A 23824-nucleotide genomic window follows, 5' to 3' on the forward strand; every position below is an offset into this window, starting at 1 on the left:
CACATGTATGAAGTAAATTTACGAAGCCCTTTTGCCTCAAACATAATCTATTTGGAGACATCTGTTACTCCAGCGGCATCTTCACCGGATCGTCATAGCGATACTCAAAACCGAGTTCGCTACAGATGCGCGATCCATCAATCAGCTTGCCGCTGTCTTTTACGGCCTCTGGCGCGAACTGCGGCGGCTGCAGCCCAAGCTGGCGCGTAACCGCTGGATAGAATGTGTCACGCGACGGATGTTTTGATGCACTCAGATTATACACCCGGCCGCCTTTCGGCGACTGCAGCAGCAGCGCAATCGCCTCGACCACATCATCCAGATGCACCAGATTCACGCCCTGCGAGCCATTTGCCACATCCTGCTTACCCGCCAGGAAGCGACCTGGATGGCGTTTTGGCCCGACCAGACCGGACAGACGCAGAATATCCACGCTGGTCCCAGGCAGATCGTGCAGCCAGCTTTCCAGTTTCACCAGCGTCTTTCCGGCTACCGTTTCTGCAGCCAGCGGACTGTTTTCCCGCTTAACACCTGAACTGCCGCCATAAACTGACGTTGAGCTGGTAAAGATGATGCGCGGCACTTTGTAGACCAGCGCGGTATCGACCACATTCTGCACCGCCTGCAGATAGGCCTCGCCACCTTCTGCGGTGCGGCTGGCGGGCAGCGTAACGATCAGCGCATCAACGTTGAACAGCGGCTCAATATCGGCGGCATCACAGAGCAGTTCCGGCGTCAGTTCCAGCTGGAACGCCTCAATCCCGCAGCGACGTGCGGCTTCAACACCGTCTGGCGTGGTTTTGCTGCCGGTAACCTGCCAGCCTCGCGCGGTTAACGCCGTGGCCAGCGGCATGCCCAACCAGCCCAGTCCCACAATCGCGACCTTCTTCATTTTGACTCCTGACGTAAAACATCAACCCCGACTTCACCGTAGTTTGCCCCCGGATTGCAAACCAGAACAACCTGTTTCAGTGCTTTCCGAATCACCTGTTTAAAAAAGTGTTGCCAAGCGCAGCCATCTTCGTTAGGTTAAACCCCACAAATGAATACTCATTCATCGACGAGATTATTATGACACGCGTTCAGTTCAACCATCATCATCACCATCATCCTGACTAGTCTTTCAGGCGATTGGTGCTGGAAGACTTTCAAGATCTTCCAGTGGTGTGAACGCAAGAGAACCCCCGGAAGATCGTCTTCCGGGGGTTTTTTTATGGGCTGACGTAACCACACATTCAGGACAGGAAAAGGACAGGAACCATGTTAGATAACACCCGTTTACGCATAGCTATGCAGAAATCTGGCCGTTTAAGTGATGATTCACGCGAACTGCTGGCGCGCTGCGGCGTTAAAATCAACCTTCAGCAACAGCGCCTGATTGCGTTTGCGGAGAACATGCCGATCGACATCCTGCGTGTGCGCGATGACGATATCCCTGGCCTGGTGATGGATGGCGTGGTCGATTTAGGCATCATCGGTGAGAACGTGCTGGAAGAAGAACTGCTCTCACGTCGTGCTCAGGGTGAAGATCCGCGCTATTTCACGCTGCGCCGCCTGGATTTCGGCGGCTGCCGCCTGTCACTGGCGATGGCGACTGACGCCGAGTACACCGGTCCGGAATGCCTTGATAAGTCCCGTATCGCCACCTCCTATCCTCACCTGCTCAAACAGTACCTCGACAAAAAAGGCGTCAGCTTCAAAACCTGTTTACTGAACGGTTCCGTGGAAGTGGCGACCCGTGCGGGTCTGGCGGATGCCATCTGCGATCTGGTCTCCACCGGTGCAACCCTGGAAGCCAATGGCCTGCGCGAAGTTGAAGTCATCTATCGTTCCAAAGCCGTATTAATTCAGCGTGACGGCGAGATGCCTGCCGCCAAGCAGGAGTTGATCGACAAAATGATGACCCGTATTCAGGGCGTGATTAAAGCGCGTGAATCGAAGTACATCATGCTGCACGCGCCGAGTGAGCGTCTGGAAGAAGTCATTAGCCTGCTGCCTGGCGCAGAGCGCCCGACCGTTCTGCCACTGGCAGGTGATGTCAGCCGCGTAGCGATGCACATGGTCAGCAGCGAAACCCTGTTCTGGGAAACGATGGAAAAACTGAAAGCACTGGGTGCCAGTTCCATTCTGGTGCTGCCTATTGAGAAGATGATGGAGTAAGCCATGGCCTTTTCTACCCCGATTGAGTGGCAGCAGTGCACCCCCGAACAGCAGCAGGCGCTGCTGTTACGTCCCGCCATCGCCGCCTCTGAAAACGTCACGCTGACGGTGCGCAACGTGCTGGAACAGGTAAAGCTGAACGGCGATGACGCTCTGCGCGAGTTCAGTGCCCGCTTCGACAAAGCGCAGGTGGAAAACCTGCGCGTGACGCCGCAGCAGATAGCAGAAGCCAGCGCCCGTTTAAGTGACGAACTGAAGCAGGCGATGGCCGTCGCGGTGGGGAATATCGAAACCTTCCACAACGCGCAGATTCTGCCACCGGTGGATGTTGAAACACAGCCTGGCGTACGCTGCCAGCAGATCACCCGGCCGGTGAAATCGGTCGGGCTCTATATTCCTGGTGGTTCCGCCCCGCTCTTCTCTACCGTGCTGATGCTGGCGACACCTGCCCGTATCGCCGGTTGTGGCCGCGTAGTGCTCTGTTCGCCGCCGCCGATTGCCGATGAGATTCTTTATGCCGCGCAGTTGTGTGGCGTAGAAGAGGTGTTCCAGGTGGGAGGCGCGCAGGCTATCGCCGCGCTGGCCTTCGGTACGGAAACCGTGCCGCGCGTCGACAAGATTTTTGGTCCGGGCAATGCCTGGGTCACAGAAGCAAAACGTCAGGTGAGTCAGCGTCTTGATGGCGCCGCGATTGATATGCCAGCCGGGCCTTCAGAAGTGCTGGTGATTGCTGATGAAGGTGCCACCCCCGCGTTTGTTGCGTCTGATCTGCTCTCACAGGCCGAACATGGTCCTGACTCGCAGGTGATTCTGCTGACGCCGTCACTTAAGCTGGCCGAAGCGGTCGCGGTCGCCGTTGAGCAGCAGCTGGCGCAGTTGCCGCGTGCGGCCACGGCGCGTCAGGCGCTGGAAAGCAGCCGCCTGATCGTGGCGCGCGACCTTGAGCAATGCGTTGAGATTTCCAATCTTTACGGCCCGGAGCACCTGATTCTGCAGACCCGCCAGCCACGCGATCTGGTGGAGTCCATCACCAGCGCCGGTTCGGTATTTTTAGGCGACTGGTCACCGGAGTCCGCAGGCGATTACGCCTCAGGCACCAATCACGTGTTACCGACCTACGGTTATACTTCGACCTGTTCCAGCCTGGGTCTGGCTGATTTTCAGAAACGCATGACGGTGCAGGAGCTGACGCCACAGGGCTTCCTGAATCTGGCCGCGACCATTGAAACCCTGGCCGCCGCCGAGCAGCTGGATGCCCACAAAAATGCCGTCACCCTGCGCGTTGCCGCACTAAAGGAGCAAGCATGAGTCAGGATATTGAGCAGCTGGCGCGCGCCAATGTACGCGCTCTCACGCCTTATATGTCGGCGCGTCGTCTGGGTGGCAATGGCGATGTCTGGCTTAACGCCAACGAGTTTCCGTTGCCGGTGCCGTTTGAACTGTCACAGCAGACACTGAACCGCTATCCGGAGTGTCAGCCGAAAATCGTGATTGAGCGCTATGCGGCCTACGCGGGTTTAACGCCGGAGCAGGTGCTGGTGAGCCGTGGGGCGGATGAAGCGATTGAACTGATCATGCGCGCTTTTTGTGAGCCGGGGCAGGATGCGATTCTGTTCTGTCCACCGACTTATGGCATGTACAGCGTCAGCGCCGAAACCATCGGCATTGAATACCGTACCGTCCCGGCGCTCAGCGACTGGCAGCTGAATCTGCCTGCTATCGCGGAACAGCTGGACGGCGTGAAAGTCGTTTATCTTTGCAGCCCGAACAACCCGACCGGCAACCTGATTAATCAGGAGGATATCCGTCAATTGCTGACGATGACTGCCGGTAAAGCGCTGGTGGTGGCCGATGAAGCCTATATTGAATTTTGTCCTCAGGCGACGCTGACTGGCTGGCTGAAGGATTATCCGCACCTGGTGGTCCTGCGTACCCTCTCGAAAGCCTTTGCGCTGGCGGGCCTGCGTTGCGGCTTTGCGCTGGCCAATAAGCCCGTTATCGACCTGCTGATGAAAGTGATTGCGCCCTACCCGCTGGCGACCCCGGTGGCCGATGTGGCCGGTCAGGCATTAAGTGAACAGGGTATTGCGCTGATGCGTGAACATGTTGCGGAGCTGAATGCAAACCGCAGCTGGCTTCTGGCCGAACTGCCTCAGCTGGCCTGCGTTGAGCAGGTTTTCCCCAGCGAAACTAACTATGTTCTGGCGCGCTTTACCGATTCACCAAAAGTCTTCAAAACCTTATGGGATCAGGGCATTATCCTGCGTGATCAGAACAAAAATCCGGGCCTGTCGGGATGTCTGCGCATCTCCATCGGCACGCGTGAAGAGTGCGCACGAGTGATCGCCGCGCTGCAAGCCTTTTCTGTGGAGCAAGCATGAGCCAGAAGACCCTTTTTATTGACCGCGACGGTACATTAATCTCTGAGCCGCCTGAAGATTATCAGGTGGACCGACTGGATAAGCTGGCGTTTGAGCCAGACGTTATCCCGGCGCTGCTGGCGCTGCAGGCCGCCGGTTATCGCCTGGTGATGATCACCAATCAGGATGGTCTGGGCACCGCCCGTTTTCCGCAAGCCGATTTCGATGGTCCGCACAATCTGATGATGCAGGTTCTGACCTCGCAGGGCATTGCGTTTGACGATGTACTGATCTGTCCGCACATGCCGGACGACCACTGCGACTGCCGCAAGCCCAAAACTAAAATGGTGGAAGCCTGGCTGACAGAGGGCGCGCTGGATACCGCCAACAGTTACGTGATTGGCGATCGCCTGACCGATGTTCAGCTGGCGGAGAACATGGGTATTCAGCCTATCCGTTACGGCGCTGACGGCGAGAACTGGCAGACCATCCAGCAGCGTCTGACCCAGCGAGATCGCCATGCGCTGGTGCAGCGCAACACCAAAGAGACGCAGGTGCGGGTTGAACTGTGGCTGGACCGCGAAGGCGGCAGCAAAATTAATACTGGCGTGGGTTTCTTTGACCATATGCTGGATCAGATTGCGGTGCACGGCGGATTCCGCATGCATATTGAAGTGAAAGGCGATCTCTACATCGACGATCACCACACAGTGGAAGATACCGGTCTGGCCCTCGGTGAAGCACTGCTGAAAGCGCTGGGCGATAAACGCGGCATTGGTCGTTTTGGCTTTGTGCTGCCGATGGATGAATGTCTGGCGCGCTGTGCGCTGGATATCTCCGGCCGACCGCACATCGAGTTCAAAGCAGAGTTCAACTATCAGCGCGTGGGCGATCTCAGCACCGAGATGGTCGAGCATTTCTTCAGCTCACTCTCCTACGCCATGATGAGCACCCTGCATCTGAAAACCAAAGGCAAGAACGACCATCACCGCGTCGAGAGCCTGTTTAAAGCCTTTGGTCGCACGTTGCGCCAGGCGATCCGCGTTGAGGGCAATACGCTGCCAAGCTCGAAGGGAGTGCTGTGATGAACGTGGTGATCATGGATACCGGTTGCGCCAACCTCTCGTCGGTAAAGTGGGCGATTGAACGTCTGGGTTACACCCCGGACGTCAGCCGCGATCCCGATGTGGTGCTGCGCGCCGACAAACTCTTTCTGCCCGGCGTCGGCACCGCACAGGCTGCAATGAATCAGCTGCAGGAGCGTGACCTGATCGATCTGGTGAAAGCCTGTACCCAGCCGGTGCTGGGGATCTGTCTGGGTATGCAGCTGCTGGGACGCGGCAGCGATGAAAATGGCGGCGTGCCGACCCTGGGTATTATCGATGAGCCAGTGTCTTTGATGGACACCCACGGCCTGCCGTTACCGCACATGGGCTGGAACCAGATTACCGCGCAGGCGGGCAATCATCTGTTCCGTGGCATCGACGAAGGATGCTACTTCTACTTCGTCCACAGCTACGCCATGCCCGTTAACGCCAGCACCATCGCCCAGTGTCACTACGGTGAAGCCTTCACTGCCGCGGTGCAGAAAGATAACTTCTTCGGCGTCCAGTTCCATCCGGAACGCTCGGGCAAAGCGGGCGCGCAGCTGCTGAAAAACTTCCTGGAGATGTAATGATTATCCCCGCGTTAGATTTAATTGACGGAAAAGTGGTTCGTCTGCATCAGGGCGATTATGGTCAGCAGCGCGATTACGGCAGCGATCCGCTGCCCCGTCTGCAGGATTACGTAAGCCAGGGCGCGACCGTGCTGCATCTGGTGGACTTAACCGGCGCGAAAGATCCGGCGAAACGCCAGATTGCGCTGCTGAAAACTCTGCTCAACGGTGTTGATGTCACGGTGCAGGTCGGTGGCGGCATTCGCAGCCGGGACGATGTTCACGCGCTGCTGGAAGCCGGAGCCAGTCGTGTGGTGGTCGGTTCCACCGCGGTGAAACAGCCTGAAGAGGTAAAGCGCTGGTTTGCGGAGTTTGGCGCAGAGGCGATTGTGCTCGCGTTAGACGTGCGCATTGATGCCAGTAACCGCAAAGAAGTCGCAATCAGTGGCTGGCAGGAAGCGGCAGGCGTGACGCTGGAGGAGGTCATTACCGATTTTCAGCAGGTGGGTCTGAAGCACGTGCTGTGCACCGACATTTCGCGCGACGGCACCCTCAGCGGCTCCAACGTTGCGCTCTATCAGGAAGTCACGGCGCGCTTCCCGACGATTGCTTTCCAGTCTTCGGGTGGCATTGGCGACCTCAATGATATCGCCGCCCTGCGCGGTAGCGGTGTTCAGGGCGTAATTGTCGGACGTGCGCTGCTGGAAGATAAATTCACTGTTTCGGAGGCGATTGCATGCTGGCAAAACGGATAATTCCCTGCCTGGACGTACGTGACGGCCAGGTGGTCAAAGGCGTACAGTTTCGCAATCACGAGATCATCGGTGACATCGTGCCGCTGGCGCAGCGCTACGCCGCTGAAGGTGCCGATGAACTGGTGTTCTATGACATCACCGCCTCATCTGATGGCCGCGTCGTCGACAAAAGCTGGGTGTCGCGCGTGGCTGAGGTGATTGATATTCCGTTCTGCGTAGCAGGCGGGATTAAAACCCCGGAAGACGCGGCGCGCATTCTGGAGTTTGGTGCGGATAAGATTTCGATTAACTCACCAGCGCTGGCTGATCCTTCGCTGATCACCCGCCTCGCTGACCGTTTCGGTGTTCAGTGTATTGTGGTCGGCATTGATACCTGGTTTGATGAAGCCAGCGGTAAGTATCAGGTGAATCAGTACACCGGTGACGAGGCGCGTACCCGCGTGACACAGTGGGAAACGCTGGAGTGGGTGCAGGAAGTCCAGAAACTGGGCGCAGGCGAAATCGTGCTGAACATGATGAACCAGGATGGCGTGCGAAACGGCTATGACCTGGTGCAGCTGAAGAAAATGCGTCAAGTCTGCCATGTGCCCCTGATCGCCTCTGGCGGTGCCGGCACGATGCAGCACTTCCTCAACGCGTTTACTGAGGCGAATGTGGATGGTGCTTTAGCGGCCTCGGTATTCCATAAGCAGATTATTAATATTGGTGAGCTGAAAAGCTTCCTGATCGACAACGGAGTGGAGATTCGCGCGTGCTAACCGAACAACAACTGTCCCAGCTCGACTGGGACAAAACACAGGGCATGATGCCGGTCATCGTTCAGCATAACGTCTCAGGCGAAGTGCTGATGCACGGCTATATGAACCCAGAGGCGCTGGAAAAAACGCTGGCAGAAGGCAATGTCACCTTTTTCTCCCGCACCAAAAACCGGTTGTGGACCAAAGGCGAGACCTCCGGCAATTTTCTGCAGGTCGTAAGCATTACGCCCGACTGCGACAACGACACGCTGCTGGTGCTGGCAAACCCGATTGGCCCGACCTGCCATCTGGGCACCACCAGCTGCTTCTCGCCGGCTGTGCCTGAGTGGACTTTCCTCTATCAGCTGGAAGAACTGCTGGCGTCTCGCAAAACGGCCGATCCTGAAAGCTCCTACACTGCCCGGCTTTACGCCAGCGGCACCAAGCGCATTGCGCAGAAAGTGGGCGAAGAAGGGGTTGAGACCGCGCTGGCGGCCACCGTCAACGATCGGGATGAGCTGACCAATGAAGCGTCTGACCTGGTCTATCACCTGATGGTGTTGTTACAGGATCAGGATCTGGACTTCAGTGCCGTGATCAACAACCTGCGCACCCGCCATAAATAATTGTGCAATATGCTGCTCAGAATTTTGCTTTTATGGGGATTCTGAGCAGAATCCTTCTCAATCCTCACCCCCATCCCGCACAATAATGGCGACTCAAACCTCGGGGAGAGAGCCGTGACGACCCATGAAAAATTAATCGCCCTGCTCGACCAGCATCAGGCTCGCTATCGTCTGATGGAACATGAAGCAACAGGCAAATGTGAAGCCGTTGCGGCGATACGCGGCACCGAAATCGGCCAGGGCGCGAAAGCGCTGGTCTGTCATGTGAAAGGCAATGGCGTGAAACAGCACGTGCTGGCGGTGTTACCGGCTGATCAGCAGGCCGACCTGAGTAAAGTCGCAGCGGCGGTCGGTGGACGGCGCGCCTCACTCGCCAGCCCGACAGAGACCGAACTGCTGACCGGTTGTGTATTCGGGGCTATCCCGCCGTTCAGCTTTCATCCTGACCTCAGACTGGTCGTTGACCCCACGCTGTTTGATCGTTATCCGGAGATCGCGTTTAACGCCGGTCTGCTGGAGCGCTCAGTGATCCTGAACACCGAAGATTACCGGTCGCTGTGCGCGGCTGACGTGGTGAAGATAACGCAGTAATTGCCATCCCGGCAGCCCGGCGATACTCTGCATAAACATTCATCACGACAGAATAAGAGCAAAATCATGAACATTTTCACTCAACGCCTGCGTCAGACGCTGGCAGTGGCGGTTATGGCTGGTTGTGCGTTTGGCGCGCAGGCGAAAATCGAACAGGTGCGTTTCGCGGTCGACCCGACCTATCCACCGTTTGAATCGAAAACACCACAGGGCAAGCTGGTCGGCTTTGATATTGATCTGGGCAATGCGCTCTGTACCCAGATGCAGGCGAAATGCGTCTGGGTTGAAAGCCAGTTTGACGGCATGATCCCGGCGCTGAAAGCGCGTAAATTCGATGCCATTCTCTCTGACATGGGCATTACCGAAGAGCGCCTTAAACAGATCGATTTCACCATGCCGCTCTATGACACCCACACCCAGCTAATCGCCCGTAAGGGTTCTGGCATATTGCCAACGGTTGAATCCCTGAAAGGGAAAACAGTCGGCGTGGAACAGGGAACGGTACAGGAGCGCTATGCGCTGGCGAAATGGCAGCCGCATGGTGTGACCGTAGTGCCTTATGGCGATCAGGCCCAGGTTGAAAGCGATCTGGTTTCAGGCCGGCTGGATGCGGTATTCACTGATGCGGCACAAGCGGCCATTGGCTTCCTGAAGCATCCGCAGGGTAAAGACTTTGAACTGGCTGGCCCGATTATTCAGGATCCGATTATCGGCCCCGGCACGGCAATTGGCCTGCGCAAAGGCGATACTGAGCTGAAAACGGCGCTGGATAATGCCTTTACCGAAATCAAAAAGAACGGCACGTTTGACCAGATTCAGAAACGCTATTTCGCTACGGATATCTCTATCCAGCAGTAACCTCGCGGTCGCCCTTTTTCGTCCTCACCGCGATCCGGCACTATACTTTAACTTTTTCAGGACGGCGCGCTGTCGTCCTTTGCCGATTAAAGGACATTAACACGGTATGCATCAACAACATCATCCACTGTTAAGCGCCTCTTTAGGCACCCAGCGTGAAATCATCAGTTTTCATTTTGCTCCGGACCACGAGCGTCAGGTCTATATCCAGGCTGCACTTCATGGTGACGAACTGCCCGGTATGGCGGTGGCATGGTTTCTGAAACAAAGACTGCAGTCGCTGGAGTCCGCCGGACAGCTGAAAGCCGCGTTTACCCTGGTGCCGGTTGCTAATCCCCTGGCGCTGGGACAGCACTGGCACGGCACCCATCTGGGTCGTTTCCATACGCTCTCTGGTCAGGACTTTAATCGCCGTTTCCCGTCACTGGGTACCACGCTGGCGGCCGGGCTGGCGGATAGTCTGACGCAGAGTGAATCGCAGAACCGAAGCCTGATTCGCGACGCGATCGATCGTCACTATCGCGATACCGTGCCAAAAACGGAGCTGGATGCGCAGCGTTATACGCTGATGCGAATGGCCAGCCAGGCGGATCTAATGATTGACCTGCACTGTGACTGGGAAGCCGTGCCGCATCTCTACACCACGCCGCATGCCTGGCCGGACATTGAGCCGCTGGCGCGATGGTTAGGCAGTGAAGTGCAGCTGCTGGCGCAGATCTCTGGCGGTGAACCGTTTGATGAAGCCTGCTGCGAACCCTGGCTGACGCTGGCAGAACGCTTTGGCAAAGATTATCCCATGCCACGGGGATTGCTGCCGGTGACGCTGGAGTTACGAGGCGTGCGTGATGTGTCGCCTGAACAGGCGGAGAAAGATGCGGATGCGATTATTTCGGCACTCCAGGAAAGTGGTTATATCGGCTACAGCGAGCCCTCAATTTCCGTGGAAGTGGCTGCACCTGTAATCGGTGGCGATGAACTGGTTCCGGCAAGCGCGGGCGGTGACGATATCGTGGCAATCAATGACGGTCCGATTGGTTTAAACGTGCCTGACGTTGCTGAAGCGCCAGGAGAGACGGGCGTGATTAAAGAACGTCACAGCGAAGGATCGGCGGCAGCCTCCCCTGCCCTGAAAAATCCCCCTACGCCGTTAGCAGGTTGCGAATACATTCATTCGCCGGTGTCAGGTCTGATTCTGCATCGTAAACCGCTTGGCGCACAGATTCGGCCAGGAGAAGTAGTCGCTGAGATTGTCGATCCGATTACTGACCATATTACGCCACTGGTGGCAGAACATGGCGGTATCCTCTATGCGAGACACTGGGTAAGATTTGCGACGGCAGGCATGCTGGTGGTGCGGCTGGCGGGTGAAAAGGAGATTCGGAGCGGGGATTTACTGGTGGGGTAAAAAAAAGGGCTTCCCGAGGGAAGCCCATTTTAGTGATTAATCTAACCACTCAGTGTGGAACACACCATCTTTGTCAATGCGCTTATAGGTATGCGCACCAAAGTAGTCACGCTGCGCCTGAATCAGGTTGGCAGGCAGCACTTCTGAACGGTAGCTGTCGTAGTAAGCAATCGCCGCAGAGAAGGTTGGCGTCGGGATGCCGTTCTGAATCGCGTAAGAAACCACATCACGCAGCGCCTGCTGATACTGATCCGCGATATCTTTGAAGTATGGCGCCAGCAACAGGTTAGCGATGCCTGCATCTGCTTCATAAGCATCAGTGATTTTCTGCAGGAACTGAGCACGGATGATGCAACCCGCGCGGAAGATCTTAGCGATTTCACCGTAGTGCAGGTCCCAGTTGTTCTCTTCTGACGCAGCACGCAGCTGTGAGAAGCCCTGCGCATAAGAGACAATTTTACCCAGGTACAATGCACGACGAACTTTCTCGATGAACTCTGCTTTGTCGCCGGTGAAAGCTTTAGCCTGTGGACCGCTCAGTACTTTAGAGGCCGCAACGCGCTGCGTTTTCAGTGACGAGAGGTAACGGGCAAAAACAGACTCGGTGATCAGTGACAGAGGCTCGCCAAGATCCAGTGAGCTCTGGCTGGTCCATTTACCGGTACCTTTGTTTGCTGCTTCATCCAGAATCACATCAACCAGGTATTTACCTTCTTCGTCTTTCTTGGTGAAGATATCTTTGGTGATGTCGATCAGGTAGCTGCTCAGCTCGCCGTTGTTCCACTCGGTGAAGGTTTCAGCCAGCTCTTCGTTGTTCAGGCCCAGAGCGCCTTTCAGCAGAGCATAAGCTTCTGCGATCAGCTGCATGTCGCCGTACTCGATGCCGTTGTGAACCATCTTCACATAGTGACCCGCGCCATCCGGACCGATGTAAGCCACACAGGCTTCGCCATCTTCCGCACGTGCCGCGATCTTATCCAGAATCGGCGCAACCAGCTCGTACGCTTCTTTCTGACCGCCAGGCATGATTGATGGGCCTTTCAATGCGCCCTCTTCACCGCCGGAAACGCCGGTACCGATGAAGTTGAAGCCCTGATCAGAAAGCTCTTTGTTGCGACGGATGGTGTCTTTATAGAAGGTGTTACCGCCATCGATCAGGATGTCACCTTTATCCAGGTGTGGAGTCAGTGAGGCGATAGTCTTATCAGTCGCTTCACCTGCCTGAACCATCAGCAGGATACGACGAGGTTTTTCCAGCGATTCGACAAACTCTTCAACGGTGTAAAAAGGAGCAAGCTTCTTACCCTGGTTCTCAGCGATGACTTCATCAGTCTTTTCGCGTGAACGGTTGAAGATAGAAACAGTGTAACCGCGGCTCTCAATGTTAAGAGCCAGATTGCGGCCCATCACTGCCATACCTACAACGCCGATCTGTTGCTTGGACATTACATACTCCTGTCTGTGGTCTCGCATGGTGTTACCCGTAACACCACTTTGTAAGTGATCAGTATGTTAACTCAGGATAGCGGATTAAAGGTAATGAATGGTGCGGTTGCGTGAGGAAATTATGTTAAGAAAAATCAACCTGATAGGTTAATTATCCTAAATATGATTCATCAGTTTAAAACGCACGGAAAGTTAATAAAAAAAGTTAACCAGCAGGCATCAACCTTAATGGGCATTGATGCCTGACAAAAAGTTAAAGTGAGGTGATATCGACCACTTTAAAACCTTGTGCATTCGCAACTGCACCAGTCACCCTTTCGACGCTGTGAGCAAGCGTGCCATCTAGCTGACCCGCCTCAAGTTCAAACTCTTCTTCATCCAATAAATTGCTGGCCAAAGGATCGAGAGCATCTTTCCTGAACCAGAACATTGAACCCGCCGGGAAACTGGTTTTGAATGTCTTAAACAATTCTGGAGAATCCATTCTTGTAAAAAGCTTTTCGAGCCAATATCTGTTGCCCAAATTTATTTCAGGAATGGAAAGATCAGTTATCGAATTTCTTGGAGCAATTATTCCTATATCATCATGAAGCTCGAAATGGTTAATGATTTTTGAAACATGTTCGCGCGATCCAAGAAGATCTGCGAACAGACTTTCACGCCATTGCTGGCCATCAACTCGATGAGGTGATTTCTTAGTATGGACTTTACAAATATATTTATAACCGAAGCCATCTGCAACTTTAAGCGCCTTGATGAAAGGTCGGATATCTCGTCCACGATTATCTACCATTACAAAAAACACATTTGCAAATGATGCTTTTATTTTCTCAAGCGTGGTCAATTTAACATCACTGCGCATGGTGATGATGAGGTCAAGTTTATCCTGATACTGCGCAATATATTTTTCGACCAATTCGCAAGCCAAATCTTCATAATAAGCATGTAGAATTACAGCTGACTTAAAGCGGGGTTTAAACTCCTGATTAATATCTGCAATAAGTTGGTTATCGCAATCATATTTCAAGAGTGAATTACGTAAGATGTTTGCTGTAGCATGTAAATAGGCATATCCATTATGACGATCAGGCTCAAGATGCGCACCTTCAGCCCATTCATTCCAGGCGTTGACAAAGACAAGACGTTCTTCAGGTTTGCGATTCATTGTGGTTTTGATTGCACTATCAAGCCACTTAGCATAGAGCTCAGGTTTAGCATTATAGAAAGAGAAACCTTGAGTGGGCTTTCTGGCTTCATTATCCCATGATGGCATAACTGCTTTGAAACAGGTAAAATTCTCATTATCAATTTTACCTGCTCGCAACGCCAACTCTTCATAATCATAAACCCGACCAGAAAAGTTTTTATTCAATGGCGTGATACTATCAGTAATATCTTTTGCACCAACCTGATGTGGTGGGAATTCTACAATAGCATCAAAGTCGTATGGTTGCGGACTAGAGACATCGAAAGCATTAACGACGACCAGGTAAAGACCTGGTAATCCATTTTTGATAGCATGCTCGCGCCAGCGTTTACCCGTCTCTTTGGCATCAGGAAGTGAGCTTGCACGATACAGAATAAGCAGTGGCTTACCATCTACCCTGATATAACGTTCATCCTTAAGTGCAGGCATGATATCATCTAAAAAGGCAATATCATCTTCTGGAGAATGTTTTTGAGAAATCAAAACATCGTTTTCCAGACCGTCCCAACGACGTGTCCAGTTCTCATTAGCCCAACACAAACAAAAATCAATATCGAGCGATTTATCCTTAAGGAAATTTTGTACAGGCGTTTCCATCAAACGCTTGCCACCAAACCAGTAATGGTGGAAGCAAAAACCGTTAACGCCATACTGTTTAGCAAGATCGATCTGCTGTCGCATTACCTGAGGTAAACGTAAGTCATAAAACCCAAGTTCGCCAGGTAAGCGTGGCTGCTGATGCCCAAGATATTGCGGCCTTGCTTTCGTCACGTTTGTCCATTCAGTAAAACCTTCCCCCCACCACTCATTGTTTTCTTTAAACGGATGAAATTGCGGAAGATAGTAAGCAATAACTTTTACAGGTAAGTCAACACCTTCAAGGCTATCAAGCGCCTTAGGAACATAATGACTTTGTTCGTTGACTTTCAATGACGCTTTTTTGAAATCAGTTTTTAACCAGGCCTCAATGAGCGAAGATCTATCGTTGATAGATGTTTCTTCAAAGCTATTTTCAGAAGTAGGGTTATAAGCATAAACGCCAGAATTATTATTCTTATAGGCTGAATGCAATCTGCTATAGACAGCTTTAACGCCTTCTTCCTTATAAAGCTTTGAGACCAGTTTAATGCGATATTTTAAAAGATCGCGATCTCCAGAGGATAACATCTTTTTTGCAAAACGATAGATTTTCAACGTCAACACCCTTATCTGATTTCAGATTGCCAGTTTAGTATTTGTTCAGCGATTTAGCAGACCGACTGAAAAATGAAGCTAATTTCCATGCTCTTGATGAAGTAATTTTCTGTAATTTATCCGTCTTAACTTTAACCTCTTCCATAAGTTTTTCTTCTCTGGATTTTTGTTCGGCGGCAACGCTAAGAAGGTTATCGATTTGCTCCTGCAACCGCGAACATGATGCTTGCGCATCTATCAACTCTTTCTCTTTTACATCCAATAAACTATTCTTACCAAATATCTCCTCGCCTTTCTCCTTAATCTGCTTTTCGACATCCTTAATTTGATTTTCGACATTGACTACAGTAGAGGAGAGATCCTGATTTGAATGATAAACTCTGGCAAGTTCGCTTTTATAATCATTCAGGAAATCACGGACAACGAAATACGAATTTTTATAGCGTTCAAATAGATCGTTAGTGTCAACATTGACCACTTGCGAAACCAAAGCGACTTCTTGTTTTAAGTATTCGTTAAAATGCTCTTCCGTTAGCTCCGGGAAAATTTCTGTTACTATAAACTTTGTAGTGTTAAATACATTAGAATCTGATAACTCTTTTGTAGGAGCAACGGATGTCACTCGTAAAAGTGAGTTAAATACACCCCTGAAAACGAGATATGAAAGCATCAGTGGCCTTTCAGAACTTAATTCCAAATCGAATATTTTGTAACCTTGTACCGTTTTTATAATATTAAACGGAGTTGCGTCCAGGTATTCGGGTGGCAACTCAGTATTCCATTTCCATGAAGAAGAAATATTTTCAGTGACCAGCGCTTCACTAATCCACACTCTTGCCCAATCAATAACGCTGCTTAATTGCCAGCCGTGCTTGTTTATGATGCTTACCAGGCTTAGCCACAGGCTTTCACCTTGATAGAAAGGTTCACCACCAATAAACTCCCCTGAAATTTTATAGCTCTCAATCTTATAATTTCCGTTAATCTCAAGGAATTTTATTTTTTTCTGACTATCATTTATTCTTGCATCGGAATAATACCATGCTAATGTATTATCACTTACGTGATTTTTAGATGACATTGAAGCTATCATCAGAAATGAGTTTGACAAATCTGATGAAAGTTCATTATTCCAGATTATTTTCGTGGACTCTTCTAAGGAAAAAGTATAGGAATCAGGGGCCTGCGCATCTTTGTGATGAACTTCACTCACTAACGGATAAATTACTGAACTACGCTGCTGATGACCATAGGGAGTAATAACTAAAGTAGGTAACTTGTAGTCAGGAAAGGGCAGGAATTCTTCAACATTGCTAAATCCTGCATTTTGCATCATTTGTATGAGTTCGATTCTACCAAAAGTGCGTACACCATTATCATGATAGGCGTTATTAATGCCCACCATAGGTATACCCAAATGATCTTCTTTAGCTCCGGCTAAATACTTCATGCCGAGTTGGTTCTCAATGGCTACGAATAATGAACCATCAGAGTTCAATCTCTTCTTACAAAAGGATAAAAGTGATAATTGCCCTTCAGCACCCAGGAAGCATTGAGCATATTCAAGAACGCCAATCAATAAAACGTAATCAAATTCACCAATATCCGGAATTTTATCGCTTGAACAATTAATTACTGTAACATCTTCTAAATCTTTACAGCGTTTACGCGTTATAGATGCTCTTCTTTTGCTGCCTTCAATTGCGATGACTTCTGCACCAGCTTCAGCAATAAAGCGGGTTATTGCACCACATCCACATCCAATCTCGAGAACACGTTTACCCTTGAAATTTTTCCCGAACGGTCTTAATAAGTTAGATCTTTTTGAAGTTAAATGATATTGTGAAGGCCAGTCTTTTATATATCCAGCAAGTTCCTGAGAAAGCACGGAGCAGTCTTCAGCTTTTGTGACGACATCTAAAATGTAGTTTTCATGATAATCGCCGTCATTATAATTAAATTCCTGCTGATCTTTTTCGGTCCAGATTCTAAGTTCAGAGTCGTAAACGAAATCAGACGATAGTAGTACCGTAGAAAGTTTTTCTTTATTCACAGTTAATCGAAGCCTCTAAATTTACCAGACCTAAGAATTCTGGGGTAGGTTCTACTGCAATATGAATTGAATCATATCTCCGATCGTGCGGAACCACCTCTCCTGATGTGTTATAGCTGGCCAGGCCTATTGAAATGAAATAATCACCCTGGAAAAGACGCATGGGTAGTTCAATATTAACTGTATAGGATTTCCCTTCCTCTCCAACTTCAATAAAAGGAATTTCTAATATATTTGTATTGGTATTATAAATTGTTATTCCATCTTTAGTTTTAACCGCAAAACCAAAAATAGGTCTGAAAATGGTCGAGTTGAACTTAACAAGGAATTTAAATTTCATATTCCCGTTTCCCGACACACTATACGGGTATAAGTTTTCACCCTGAACAAGCGAAAAGTCTTGGATCTCAGCAGTCCTGTCACCCCAACGAAATTCGTTCGCGTTATAATTATTACGCTTTTCGAACCCAAATTCTTCTAAAGTGACGACTGGCTCAACCTCCTGACTTACGTTAAATCTTTCAGTCTGATTTTTCTCGATTTCGCTAGCTGATTTTATATGATCATCTTCTACTGCTCGCTTAGTATTGGTTGATGATGACTTTCCAAACAATAGATCGAGATACTGATTAACAATATCTTTAGGAGCACCGTTGTCTACTATTGAACCATCGTTCAATAGTAGAGCTTTATCACAATGAGTAATGATCTGTTCAGTCGCATGTGATACAAAAAGAATAGATGTGCCATCATTTTTGAGTTGCTTAAGTCTGGCAAAGCATTTTGCCTGAAACTTAGCATCCCCGACGGCTAATGCTTCATCAACGATTAATATCTCAGGGTCAATTTGAGCCTGTACAGCAAACGCAAGACGAACCATCATTCCGCTTGAATAAGTCTTAACTGGTGTATTAATAAAATGTCCAATATCGGCAAAAGCCAGGATATCATCCAGTTTATTATCAATCTCTTCCTTAGTCAGACCTAATAGCGCGCCGTTAAGATAGACATTTTCACGCCCAGTGAAGTCACCATTAAATCCAGCACCTAATTCAAGCAGGGCAGCAACACGACCTTGAATATTGACAGTTCCTTGGGTAGGAGATAATGTACCCGCAATAATCTGCAATAATGTTGATTTGCCAGAGCCGTTACGACCAACTACACCCAGCGTTTCGCCTTTAGGTAAATTAAAACTTATATCCTGAAGCGCCCAAAACTCTTCATGATACACCCGGGGGACTTTCCCAAGTCTGCGCTCGATATTAGGTACTATAAATTGTTTAAGTCGTCTGACAGGACTATCGAAAACCTGATAGCATTTGCTAACATCAATTATTTCTAATGCATTATCTTTAGATAACATCAGCAAATCCCTTACGTGTTTTCTGGAACCAGAAGTAGCTAAGCCATAATATTACTGTTGATATACAAGCATATATTATCAGACCATTGAAATCAGGCAATCTACCCCAAATCACAACTTCCCGAGTTTGCTCGATTATGAACGTTAATGGATTAGATAATATAATGACCTGATATTTCTGAGGCACAGAAGAAAGCGGGTAAAATACGGGCGAAAGAAAAAGTATTACCGTAATTAACAACGTTATAAACTGCCCTAAATCTCTGATAAAAACACCCAGCGAAGAAATCAAAAAACTTAAAGCCAAAACTAAAATTAATACGGGAATGAATACCAATGGAAGTAACACCGCCGTCCAGTGGATATAACCGTTCGCAAAAGCAAATGCCAGTAAGAGTACAAAAATATTGATCAGCGCCTGAAAACATGCGGACAATAAAGCTATTACTGGGAAAGAATCAAGTGGGAAAACTACTTTTTTAACATAGTTGGCATTATTAAGTATTAATGTGGGTGATTTAGTTAATACCTCGCCAAAAATCCCATGCACAATCAACCCTGCAAAAAGAATTATCGCAAACTGCGCTTTTGACTCATTTGCCGCAGCATTCCCCCAACGTGCATTAAATACTTCTGAAAAGACAAGCGTATAGACAGCTAACATAAAAACAGGATTTATGAAGGACCAGAAAATGCCCATCACTGAGCCTTTATATCTGCTTATTACGTCGCGCTTGGTCATTTCGAAAATAATATGTCTATTAATATAGGTATTCTTGCATAACGACCATAGGGATGTATCGTGTCTAGTATTCTGCTGCAAAATTTCACCTTTAATGGGTAAATTTATTTATCGATCATAATTTCTTCAGAAATATAGCAACGTAAAGGCCTAAAGTGCCTAAAAACGTCTGACGGTACATATCCAACTTTCTGAATATATAAAGTCTTTTAAATAAATTACTGCTTCTGGCATCATTAAATCTATCAAGAATAACCTTTTTCTCGGGAGCGACATTGATGTCGGCTTTACTTAACGCGTAAAGATTAGCGTCAATCCATTTCTTGAAATGCCCATCAAGTAACCCGCCAATACGTTTAAATCTTGCTATCCATCCCAGGTTTGATCCAACAATGTTGTTGGTATGTTGCCGATAATTGATTGCAGGTTTAGGATCGTAGTATATATGCCCATCGACTGCTGTTATAACAATGTATATCCACCAATCGTGAGATATGATCAATACGTCTCTCGGCGTTTTATTGATGATATTTCGTGCTGTTCGATTAAGTACCATGGTATTGCCACCAGCAATACTTTGAATAAGGGCATTCTTGAACGATGGCGGCTTACTGAATAGCGGTGACTCACCCAGATGATGACCATTCTCATCGATTAATCTGGTTCGCCCACAATAGACTGAAGGGACATTATGACTGTAGCCAGATAGAGCCGATATGCTCCTTGCTAATTTATCTGGCATCCATTCATCATCTTGATCACTGAATGCATAATAATCAAACGCATCCCCGCACTTCTCCAGTAAAGATAGAAAATTCCAGGCAAATCCCTTGCCTGGACCATTGATTATAACAAAACGCTCACTGCCTAACTTCTCCTGATAATATTGCAATATATCAAGAGTCCCGTCAGTTGATCCATCATCCGAGACAAACACCGTCCATTCTTTTTCAGTCTGATTTATAATTGAATCAATCTGCTGTCTTATATATTGACTACCATTGTAAGAGCATAAAAGGACTGCGGTACGCGTTTTTATTTGCATCTCAATCGAAAGTTTCTGCGTTATTAAGTAATACGCCATCTTTATCTTTACCAGATAAAGTCATTTCTTCAACTTCAGGCCATTCAATATTTATCTGCGGATCATTCCACAAAATGCTTCTTTCGGACTGAGGAGCATAATAATTTGTAGTTTTATAAATAAACTGAACACGCTCTGAAAGCGTTATGAAACCGTGAGCAAATCCCTCAGGAATCCATAGCTGACGGTTGTTTTCAGCACTTAAATGCACGCCGACCCAGTGTCCAAACGTTTCGGATGAACGTCTGATATCCACCGCGACATCAAAAACCTCACCTTCAACGCAGCGTACGAGTTTGCCCTGCGCATGTGGATTAAGCTGATAATGGAGTCCTCTTAATACGCCTTTTTTGGACATTGAGTGATTGTCCTGAACAAAATCGACATGACGACCAACAGCTTTATCGAAAATAGACTGATTGAAGCTTTCCAGGAAAAATCCACGTTCGTCACCAAACACTTTAGGCTCAATGATTTTTACGTCAGGAATTTTGGTATCAATAATATTCATTATAAACGTCCTTCAACCAGCGCCATCAGGTATTTGCCATATTCATTTTTAAGATATGGTTTGGCCAGTTCCTGTAATTGCTCTTTATTAATGAAACCCATTCTGAATGCGATTTCTTCCGGACAGGCAACTTTTAGCCCCTGACGTGATTCTATAGTCTGGATAAAATTGTTCGCTTCCATCAGGCTTTGATGTGTGCCGGTATCTAACCAGGCGTGTCCGCGGCCCATAATTGATACAGAAAGCTTCCCCTGCTCCATGTAGATCCGGTTGATATCCGTAATCTCCAGTTCACCGCGGGGTGATGGCGCAAGGTTTTTCGCCATTTCCACAACACTGTTGTCATAGAAATAGAGACCGGTCACTGCATAGTTGCTGCGAGGATGTTCAGGTTTTTCTACCAGAGAAATGGCTTTGCCATCTTTATCAAATTCAACAACGCCATAACGCTCAGGGTCAGTGACGTGATAGGCAAAGACAGTTGCCCCATCATCTTTCTTCGATGCAGCTTCAAGTTGCTTGTAAAGATCGTGACCATAGAAAATATTGTCGCCAAGGATCAGCGCGACTGAGTCGTCACCAATAAACTCTTCACCAATGATAAATGCCTGAGCAAGACCATCAGGGCTAGGCTGAACTTTATACTGAATCGAAATTCCCCACTGTGAGCCATCTCCCAGCAGACTTTCAAAGCGCGGCGTGTCCTGCGGGGTACTGATGATCAGAATGTCATTAATTCCTGCCAGCATCAGCGTACTGAGCGGATAGTAAATCATTGGTTTGTCGTAAACCGGCAGCAATTGCTTGCTGACTGCCATCGTTACCGGATAGAGGCGCGTTCCTGAGCCACCAGCGAGAATAATGCCTTTATTCTTTTTCACAATTTCACCTTAATTGGCCAGGCCGCTATTGCGGCCTGCTTCTATTAAATAAGAGTTTCAAGCAACATACGTTCAACGCCAACTGTCCAGTCGGGCAGGTTCAGACCAAAGGCCTGTTGAAACTTTTCTGTATTGAGTCTTGAGTTTGCCGGTCGTTTAGCCGGTGTAGGGAACGCACTCGTTGGCACAGCTTTAATTGCCTGTACCTGCAGTTCGATGCCTTGCGCTTTTGCAAACTCTATCACTTTAGTGGCATAGGCATGCCAGGTTGTCTCTCCCCCTGCAATCAGGTGATACAGACCCGTAACGGTCCTGTCATTCAGAGCAACTCTGATTGCATGAGCAGTGCAGTCAGCAATCAACTCAGCGCCGGTTGGTGCACCAAACTGGTCATTGATTACTGATAATGAATCGCGATCTTTTGCCAGTTTCAGCATCGTTTTGGCAAAGTTATTACCTTTAGCTGCGTAGACCCAGCTTGTACGGAAAATAAGATAGCGGCTCATGTGGCGGACAATGGCTTGCTCACCTTCCAGCTTACTCTGTCCATAAACATTCAGCGGAGCGGTTGCATCATCTTCGCGCCAGGGTCTATCACCTGAACCGTCAAAAACATAATCCGTTGAGTAGTGAACCAGCCACGCGCCGATTTCCTCGGCTGCCTGTGCCAATGCTTCAATAGACGTTGCATTGACCACGTGCGCTTTATCTTGCTCAGTTTCGGCTTTATCAACAGCAGTGTAAGCAGTGGCATTCACGATCACGTTCGGATTGAGCTTTCGAACTGTCTCGGCGATGCCAGCAGGATTTTCAAAATCACCACAGTAATCAGTTGATTGACGGTCAACAACCGTCAATTTTCCAAGCGGAGCCAGCGCCCGTTGTAACTCCCAACCCACCTGGCCGTTTTTACCAAAAAGCAAAATATTCATTAGCTACGCTTCTCGTAATTTTCTTCGATCCAGTTCTGATAAGCACCACTCTTGACATGCTCAACCCACTGCGAATTGTTGAGATACCATTCAACGGTTTTTTTCAGGCCCGTTTCAAAGGTCTCTTCCGGTTTCCAGCCAAGATCTTTTTCGATCTTAGCGGCGTCGATCGCGTAGCGGCGATCGTGACCCGGACGATCCTGAACGTAGGTAATCTGATCGCTGTACGGAGTTGCTTTTGGTCGCAGCTCATCCAGCAGTTCGCAGACTTTCAGCACAACATCGATGTTTTTCTTTTCGTTATGACCACCGATGTTATAGGTAGTGCCGGTCTCTGCATTTTTCACCACGGTATAGAGCGCGCGCGCGTGGTCTTCAACATAGAGCCAGTCACGAATCTGGTCGCCTTTGCCATAGATAGGTAACGGTTTGCCTTCCAGCGCATTACTGATAATCAACGGGATCAGTTTTTCCGGGAAATGGTAAGGACCGTAGTTGTTTGAACAGTTTGTCACAATCACCGGCAACTTGTAGGTTCGGCCCCAGGCGCGTACCAAATGATCGCTGGCTGCCTTCGTTGACGAGTAAGGGCTGCTTGGCGCATAAGGGGTTTCTTCGGTAAACAGCGGTAGTTCACCGTCCATCTCGTCCGGATGAGGTAAGTCACCATAGACTTCATCCGTTGAAATATGGTGAAAACGGAAAGCTGATTTACGCTCTTCAGGCAGAGCGCTCCAGTACTGACGGCTTGCCTCTAGCAGTGCATAGGTGCCAACCACGTTGGTCTGTACGAATTCCGCCGGACCGGTGATTGAACGGTCTACATGGCTTTCTGCGGCAAGGTGCATGATGGCGTCTGGCTGAAATTCATTTAACGCTTCAGTGATAGCCTGACCGTCGCAGATATCGATCTGCTTAAAGGTGTAGCGTGGATTGCTGCTAATCTCTTTCAACGATTCAAGATTGCCTGCGTAAGTAAGTTTATCAACGTTTATGACTTCATCGCTCGTATTGTTGATAACATGACGCACAACCGCTGAACCGATAAAACCTGCACCACCAGTGATAAGAATCTTCATAACGTATTTATTCCTGACAAGCTATCTGAGGCATGGGCGCCTGAATAAGAAGCAGACAATCATAGGTGTTTTCAGAGCACGCTACCGCCCCTGGGTTACAGCTCCCACGATGCTGATTATCTTTGACCGAATAAGTATGCTGAAACATGAACTCGCCAGGTGTTCAGCATTCAATTGATT

23 protein-coding genes and 1 other annotated feature are annotated in these 23824 nt (G+C 49.2%); of the genes, 12 read left to right on the plus strand and 11 right to left on the minus strand.

From position 1 onward, the window contains the following. Positions 1-64 precede the first annotated feature (64 nt). On the minus strand, positions 65-892 hold the full coding sequence (locus Q7C21_RS01015; RefSeq protein WP_039659830.1) for an SDR family oxidoreductase: 828 nt from the start codon (positions 890-892) through the stop codon (positions 65-67). Between the two features lie 179 nt (positions 893-1071). Here Q7C21_RS01015 and hisL point away from each other — a divergent pair, with 179 nt between their 5' ends. The 12 genes from hisL (at position 1072) to Q7C21_RS01075 (ending at position 11149) form a co-directional block, all read left to right on the plus strand. Then, on the plus strand, positions 1072-1119 hold the full coding sequence (gene hisL / locus Q7C21_RS01020; protein WP_100396937.1) for a his operon leader peptide: 48 nt from the start codon (positions 1072-1074) through the stop codon (positions 1117-1119). Continuing rightward, positions 1095-1215: a sequence feature (His leader region), on the plus strand. (Overlaps the previous gene by 25 nt.) A gap of 45 nt (positions 1216-1260) precedes the next feature. Further along, a complete protein-coding gene (gene hisG / locus Q7C21_RS01025; protein WP_004571317.1) occupies positions 1261-2160 on the plus strand; it encodes an ATP phosphoribosyltransferase in 900 nt (299 codons plus the stop codon). 3 nt (positions 2161-2163) lie between these two features. After that, on the plus strand, positions 2164-3468 hold the full coding sequence (hisD, locus tag Q7C21_RS01030) for a histidinol dehydrogenase (RefSeq protein ID WP_105098988.1): 1305 nt from the start codon (positions 2164-2166) through the stop codon (positions 3466-3468). Next, on the plus strand, positions 3465-4541 hold the full coding sequence (gene hisC, locus Q7C21_RS01035) for a histidinol-phosphate transaminase (RefSeq protein WP_004571314.1): 1077 nt from the start codon (positions 3465-3467) through the stop codon (positions 4539-4541). Before hisD ends, hisC begins: the two co-directional genes overlap by 4 nt. After that, entirely contained in the window at positions 4538-5605 is a 1068-nt protein-coding gene (gene hisB, locus Q7C21_RS01040; protein WP_078804558.1) for a bifunctional histidinol-phosphatase/imidazoleglycerol-phosphate dehydratase HisB, read from the plus strand. Before hisC ends, hisB begins: the two co-directional genes overlap by 4 nt. Beyond that, entirely contained in the window at positions 5605-6195 is a 591-nt protein-coding gene (gene hisH, locus Q7C21_RS01045; RefSeq protein ID WP_004571312.1) for an imidazole glycerol phosphate synthase subunit HisH, read from the plus strand. Before hisB ends, hisH begins: the two co-directional genes overlap by 1 nt. Further along, positions 6195-6932 (plus strand): 1-(5-phosphoribosyl)-5-[(5-phosphoribosylamino)methylideneamino]imidazole-4-carboxamide isomerase, encoded by a 738-nt coding sequence (hisA, locus tag Q7C21_RS01050; RefSeq protein ID WP_004571311.1) that lies wholly within the window; start codon positions 6195-6197, stop codon positions 6930-6932. The genes hisH and hisA overlap by 1 nt, the downstream gene beginning before the upstream one ends. Further along, entirely contained in the window at positions 6914-7690 is a 777-nt protein-coding gene (hisF, locus tag Q7C21_RS01055; protein ID WP_078804559.1) for an imidazole glycerol phosphate synthase subunit HisF, read from the plus strand. The genes hisA and hisF overlap by 19 nt, the downstream gene beginning before the upstream one ends. After that, on the plus strand, positions 7684-8295 hold the full coding sequence (hisIE, locus tag Q7C21_RS01060; RefSeq protein WP_078804560.1) for a bifunctional phosphoribosyl-AMP cyclohydrolase/phosphoribosyl-ATP diphosphatase HisIE: 612 nt from the start codon (positions 7684-7686) through the stop codon (positions 8293-8295). The genes hisF and hisIE overlap by 7 nt, the downstream gene beginning before the upstream one ends. Before the next feature lie 114 nt (positions 8296-8409). Continuing rightward, positions 8410-8886 (plus strand): YbaK/prolyl-tRNA synthetase associated domain-containing protein, encoded by a 477-nt coding sequence (locus Q7C21_RS01065; RefSeq protein WP_110411265.1) that lies wholly within the window; start codon positions 8410-8412, stop codon positions 8884-8886. Positions 8887-8952: 66 nt separating this feature from the next. Further along, the gene (locus Q7C21_RS01070) at positions 8953-9744 is read left to right on the plus strand and encodes an ABC transporter substrate-binding protein (RefSeq protein ID WP_110411264.1); all 792 of its coding nucleotides are present in this window, start codon (positions 8953-8955) and stop codon (positions 9742-9744) included. 106 nt (positions 9745-9850) lie between these two features. After that, complete coding sequence (locus Q7C21_RS01075) at positions 9851-11149, plus strand: succinylglutamate desuccinylase/aspartoacylase family protein (RefSeq protein WP_004571306.1); 1299 nt, start codon at positions 9851-9853, stop codon at positions 11147-11149. Positions 11150-11185: 36 nt separating this feature from the next. On the opposite strand, the gene gndA is transcribed toward Q7C21_RS01075, so the two are convergent. From gndA to rfbB, 10 genes are all read right to left on the minus strand, one after another. Beyond that, positions 11186-12595 (minus strand): NADP-dependent phosphogluconate dehydrogenase, encoded by a 1410-nt coding sequence (gndA, locus tag Q7C21_RS01080; RefSeq protein ID WP_039659816.1) that lies wholly within the window; start codon positions 12593-12595, stop codon positions 11186-11188. A 253-nt stretch (positions 12596-12848) separates the two neighbouring features. Further along, a complete protein-coding gene (locus tag Q7C21_RS01085) occupies positions 12849-14996 on the minus strand; it encodes a glycoside hydrolase family 99-like domain-containing protein (protein WP_187513300.1) in 2148 nt (715 codons plus the stop codon). Positions 14997-15030: 34 nt separating this feature from the next. After that, a complete protein-coding gene (locus tag Q7C21_RS01090) occupies positions 15031-17049 on the minus strand; it encodes a methyltransferase domain-containing protein (RefSeq protein ID WP_375150275.1) in 2019 nt (672 codons plus the stop codon). After that, positions 17042-18415 (minus strand): ABC transporter ATP-binding protein, encoded by a 1374-nt coding sequence (locus tag Q7C21_RS01095; protein ID WP_154926623.1) that lies wholly within the window; start codon positions 18413-18415, stop codon positions 17042-17044. The genes Q7C21_RS01090 and Q7C21_RS01095 overlap by 8 nt, the downstream gene beginning before the upstream one ends. Next, the gene (locus tag Q7C21_RS01100; protein WP_375150327.1) at positions 18405-19157 is read right to left on the minus strand and encodes an ABC transporter permease; all 753 of its coding nucleotides are present in this window, start codon (positions 19155-19157) and stop codon (positions 18405-18407) included. Before Q7C21_RS01100 ends, Q7C21_RS01095 begins: the two co-directional genes overlap by 11 nt. A gap of 115 nt (positions 19158-19272) precedes the next feature. Beyond that, positions 19273-20202, minus strand: a complete 930-nt coding sequence (locus tag Q7C21_RS01105) for a glycosyltransferase family 2 protein (protein WP_164913085.1) — start codon at positions 20200-20202, stop codon at positions 19273-19275. Between the two features lies 1 nt (position 20203). Then, positions 20204-20752: a dTDP-4-dehydrorhamnose 3,5-epimerase gene (rfbC, locus tag Q7C21_RS01110; RefSeq protein WP_110411258.1), complete on the minus strand. Its 549-nt coding sequence runs from the start codon at positions 20750-20752 to the stop codon at positions 20204-20206. Then, positions 20752-21633: a glucose-1-phosphate thymidylyltransferase RfbA gene (gene rfbA / locus Q7C21_RS01115; protein WP_110411257.1), complete on the minus strand. Its 882-nt coding sequence runs from the start codon at positions 21631-21633 to the stop codon at positions 20752-20754. The genes rfbC and rfbA overlap by 1 nt, the downstream gene beginning before the upstream one ends. Positions 21634-21677: 44 nt before the next feature. After that, positions 21678-22565 carry a dTDP-4-dehydrorhamnose reductase gene (gene rfbD, locus Q7C21_RS01120; protein ID WP_039659807.1) on the minus strand — a complete coding sequence of 296 codons (888 nt, stop codon included), beginning with the start codon at positions 22563-22565 and terminating at the stop codon, positions 21678-21680. Continuing rightward, positions 22565-23644, minus strand: coding sequence for a dTDP-glucose 4,6-dehydratase (rfbB, locus tag Q7C21_RS01125; protein WP_110411256.1), 1080 nt, complete (start codon positions 23642-23644; stop codon positions 22565-22567). Before rfbB ends, rfbD begins: the two co-directional genes overlap by 1 nt. Positions 23645-23824 lie beyond the last annotated feature (180 nt).

This window comes from Pantoea sp. ANP04, assembly GCF_041982285.1.
GTDB classification, from domain to species: Bacteria; Pseudomonadota; Gammaproteobacteria; order Enterobacterales; family Enterobacteriaceae; genus Pantoea; species Pantoea eucalypti.

Bases quoted from the DNA above. Each gene is read 5' to 3' on its own strand.
- Q7C21_RS01015 (WP_039659830.1), bottom strand. From the start codon at position 892: ATGAAGAAGGTCGCGATTGTGGGACTGGGCTGGTTGGGCATGCCGCTG.
- hisG (WP_004571317.1), top strand. From the start codon at position 1,261: ATGTTAGATAACACCCGTTTACGCATAGCTATGCAGAAATCTGGCCGT.
- hisD (WP_105098988.1), top strand. From the start codon at position 2,164: ATGGCCTTTTCTACCCCGATTGAGTGGCAGCAGTGCACCCCCGAACAG.
- hisC (WP_004571314.1), top strand. From the start codon at position 3,465: ATGAGTCAGGATATTGAGCAGCTGGCGCGCGCCAATGTACGCGCTCTC.
- hisB (WP_078804558.1), top strand. From the start codon at position 4,538: ATGAGCCAGAAGACCCTTTTTATTGACCGCGACGGTACATTAATCTCT.
- hisH (WP_004571312.1), top strand. From the start codon at position 5,605: ATGAACGTGGTGATCATGGATACCGGTTGCGCCAACCTCTCGTCGGTA.
- hisA (WP_004571311.1), top strand. From the start codon at position 6,195: ATGATTATCCCCGCGTTAGATTTAATTGACGGAAAAGTGGTTCGTCTG.
- hisF (WP_078804559.1), top strand. From the start codon at position 6,914: ATGCTGGCAAAACGGATAATTCCCTGCCTGGACGTACGTGACGGCCAG.
- Q7C21_RS01070 (WP_110411264.1), top strand. From the start codon at position 8,953: ATGAACATTTTCACTCAACGCCTGCGTCAGACGCTGGCAGTGGCGGTT.
- Q7C21_RS01075 (WP_004571306.1), top strand. From the start codon at position 9,851: ATGCATCAACAACATCATCCACTGTTAAGCGCCTCTTTAGGCACCCAG.
- gndA (WP_039659816.1), bottom strand. From the start codon at position 12,595: ATGTCCAAGCAACAGATCGGCGTTGTAGGTATGGCAGTGATGGGCCGC.
- Q7C21_RS01095 (WP_154926623.1), bottom strand. From the start codon at position 18,415: ATGTTATCTAAAGATAATGCATTAGAAATAATTGATGTTAGCAAATGC.
- Q7C21_RS01100 (WP_375150327.1), bottom strand. From the start codon at position 19,157: ATGACCAAGCGCGACGTAATAAGCAGATATAAAGGCTCAGTGATGGGC.
- Q7C21_RS01105 (WP_164913085.1), bottom strand. From the start codon at position 20,202: ATGCAAATAAAAACGCGTACCGCAGTCCTTTTATGCTCTTACAATGGT.
- rfbC (WP_110411258.1), bottom strand. From the start codon at position 20,752: ATGAATATTATTGATACCAAAATTCCTGACGTAAAAATCATTGAGCCT.
- rfbD (WP_039659807.1), bottom strand. From the start codon at position 22,565: ATGAATATTTTGCTTTTTGGTAAAAACGGCCAGGTGGGTTGGGAGTTA.
- rfbB (WP_110411256.1), bottom strand. From the start codon at position 23,644: ATGAAGATTCTTATCACTGGTGGTGCAGGTTTTATCGGTTCAGCGGTT.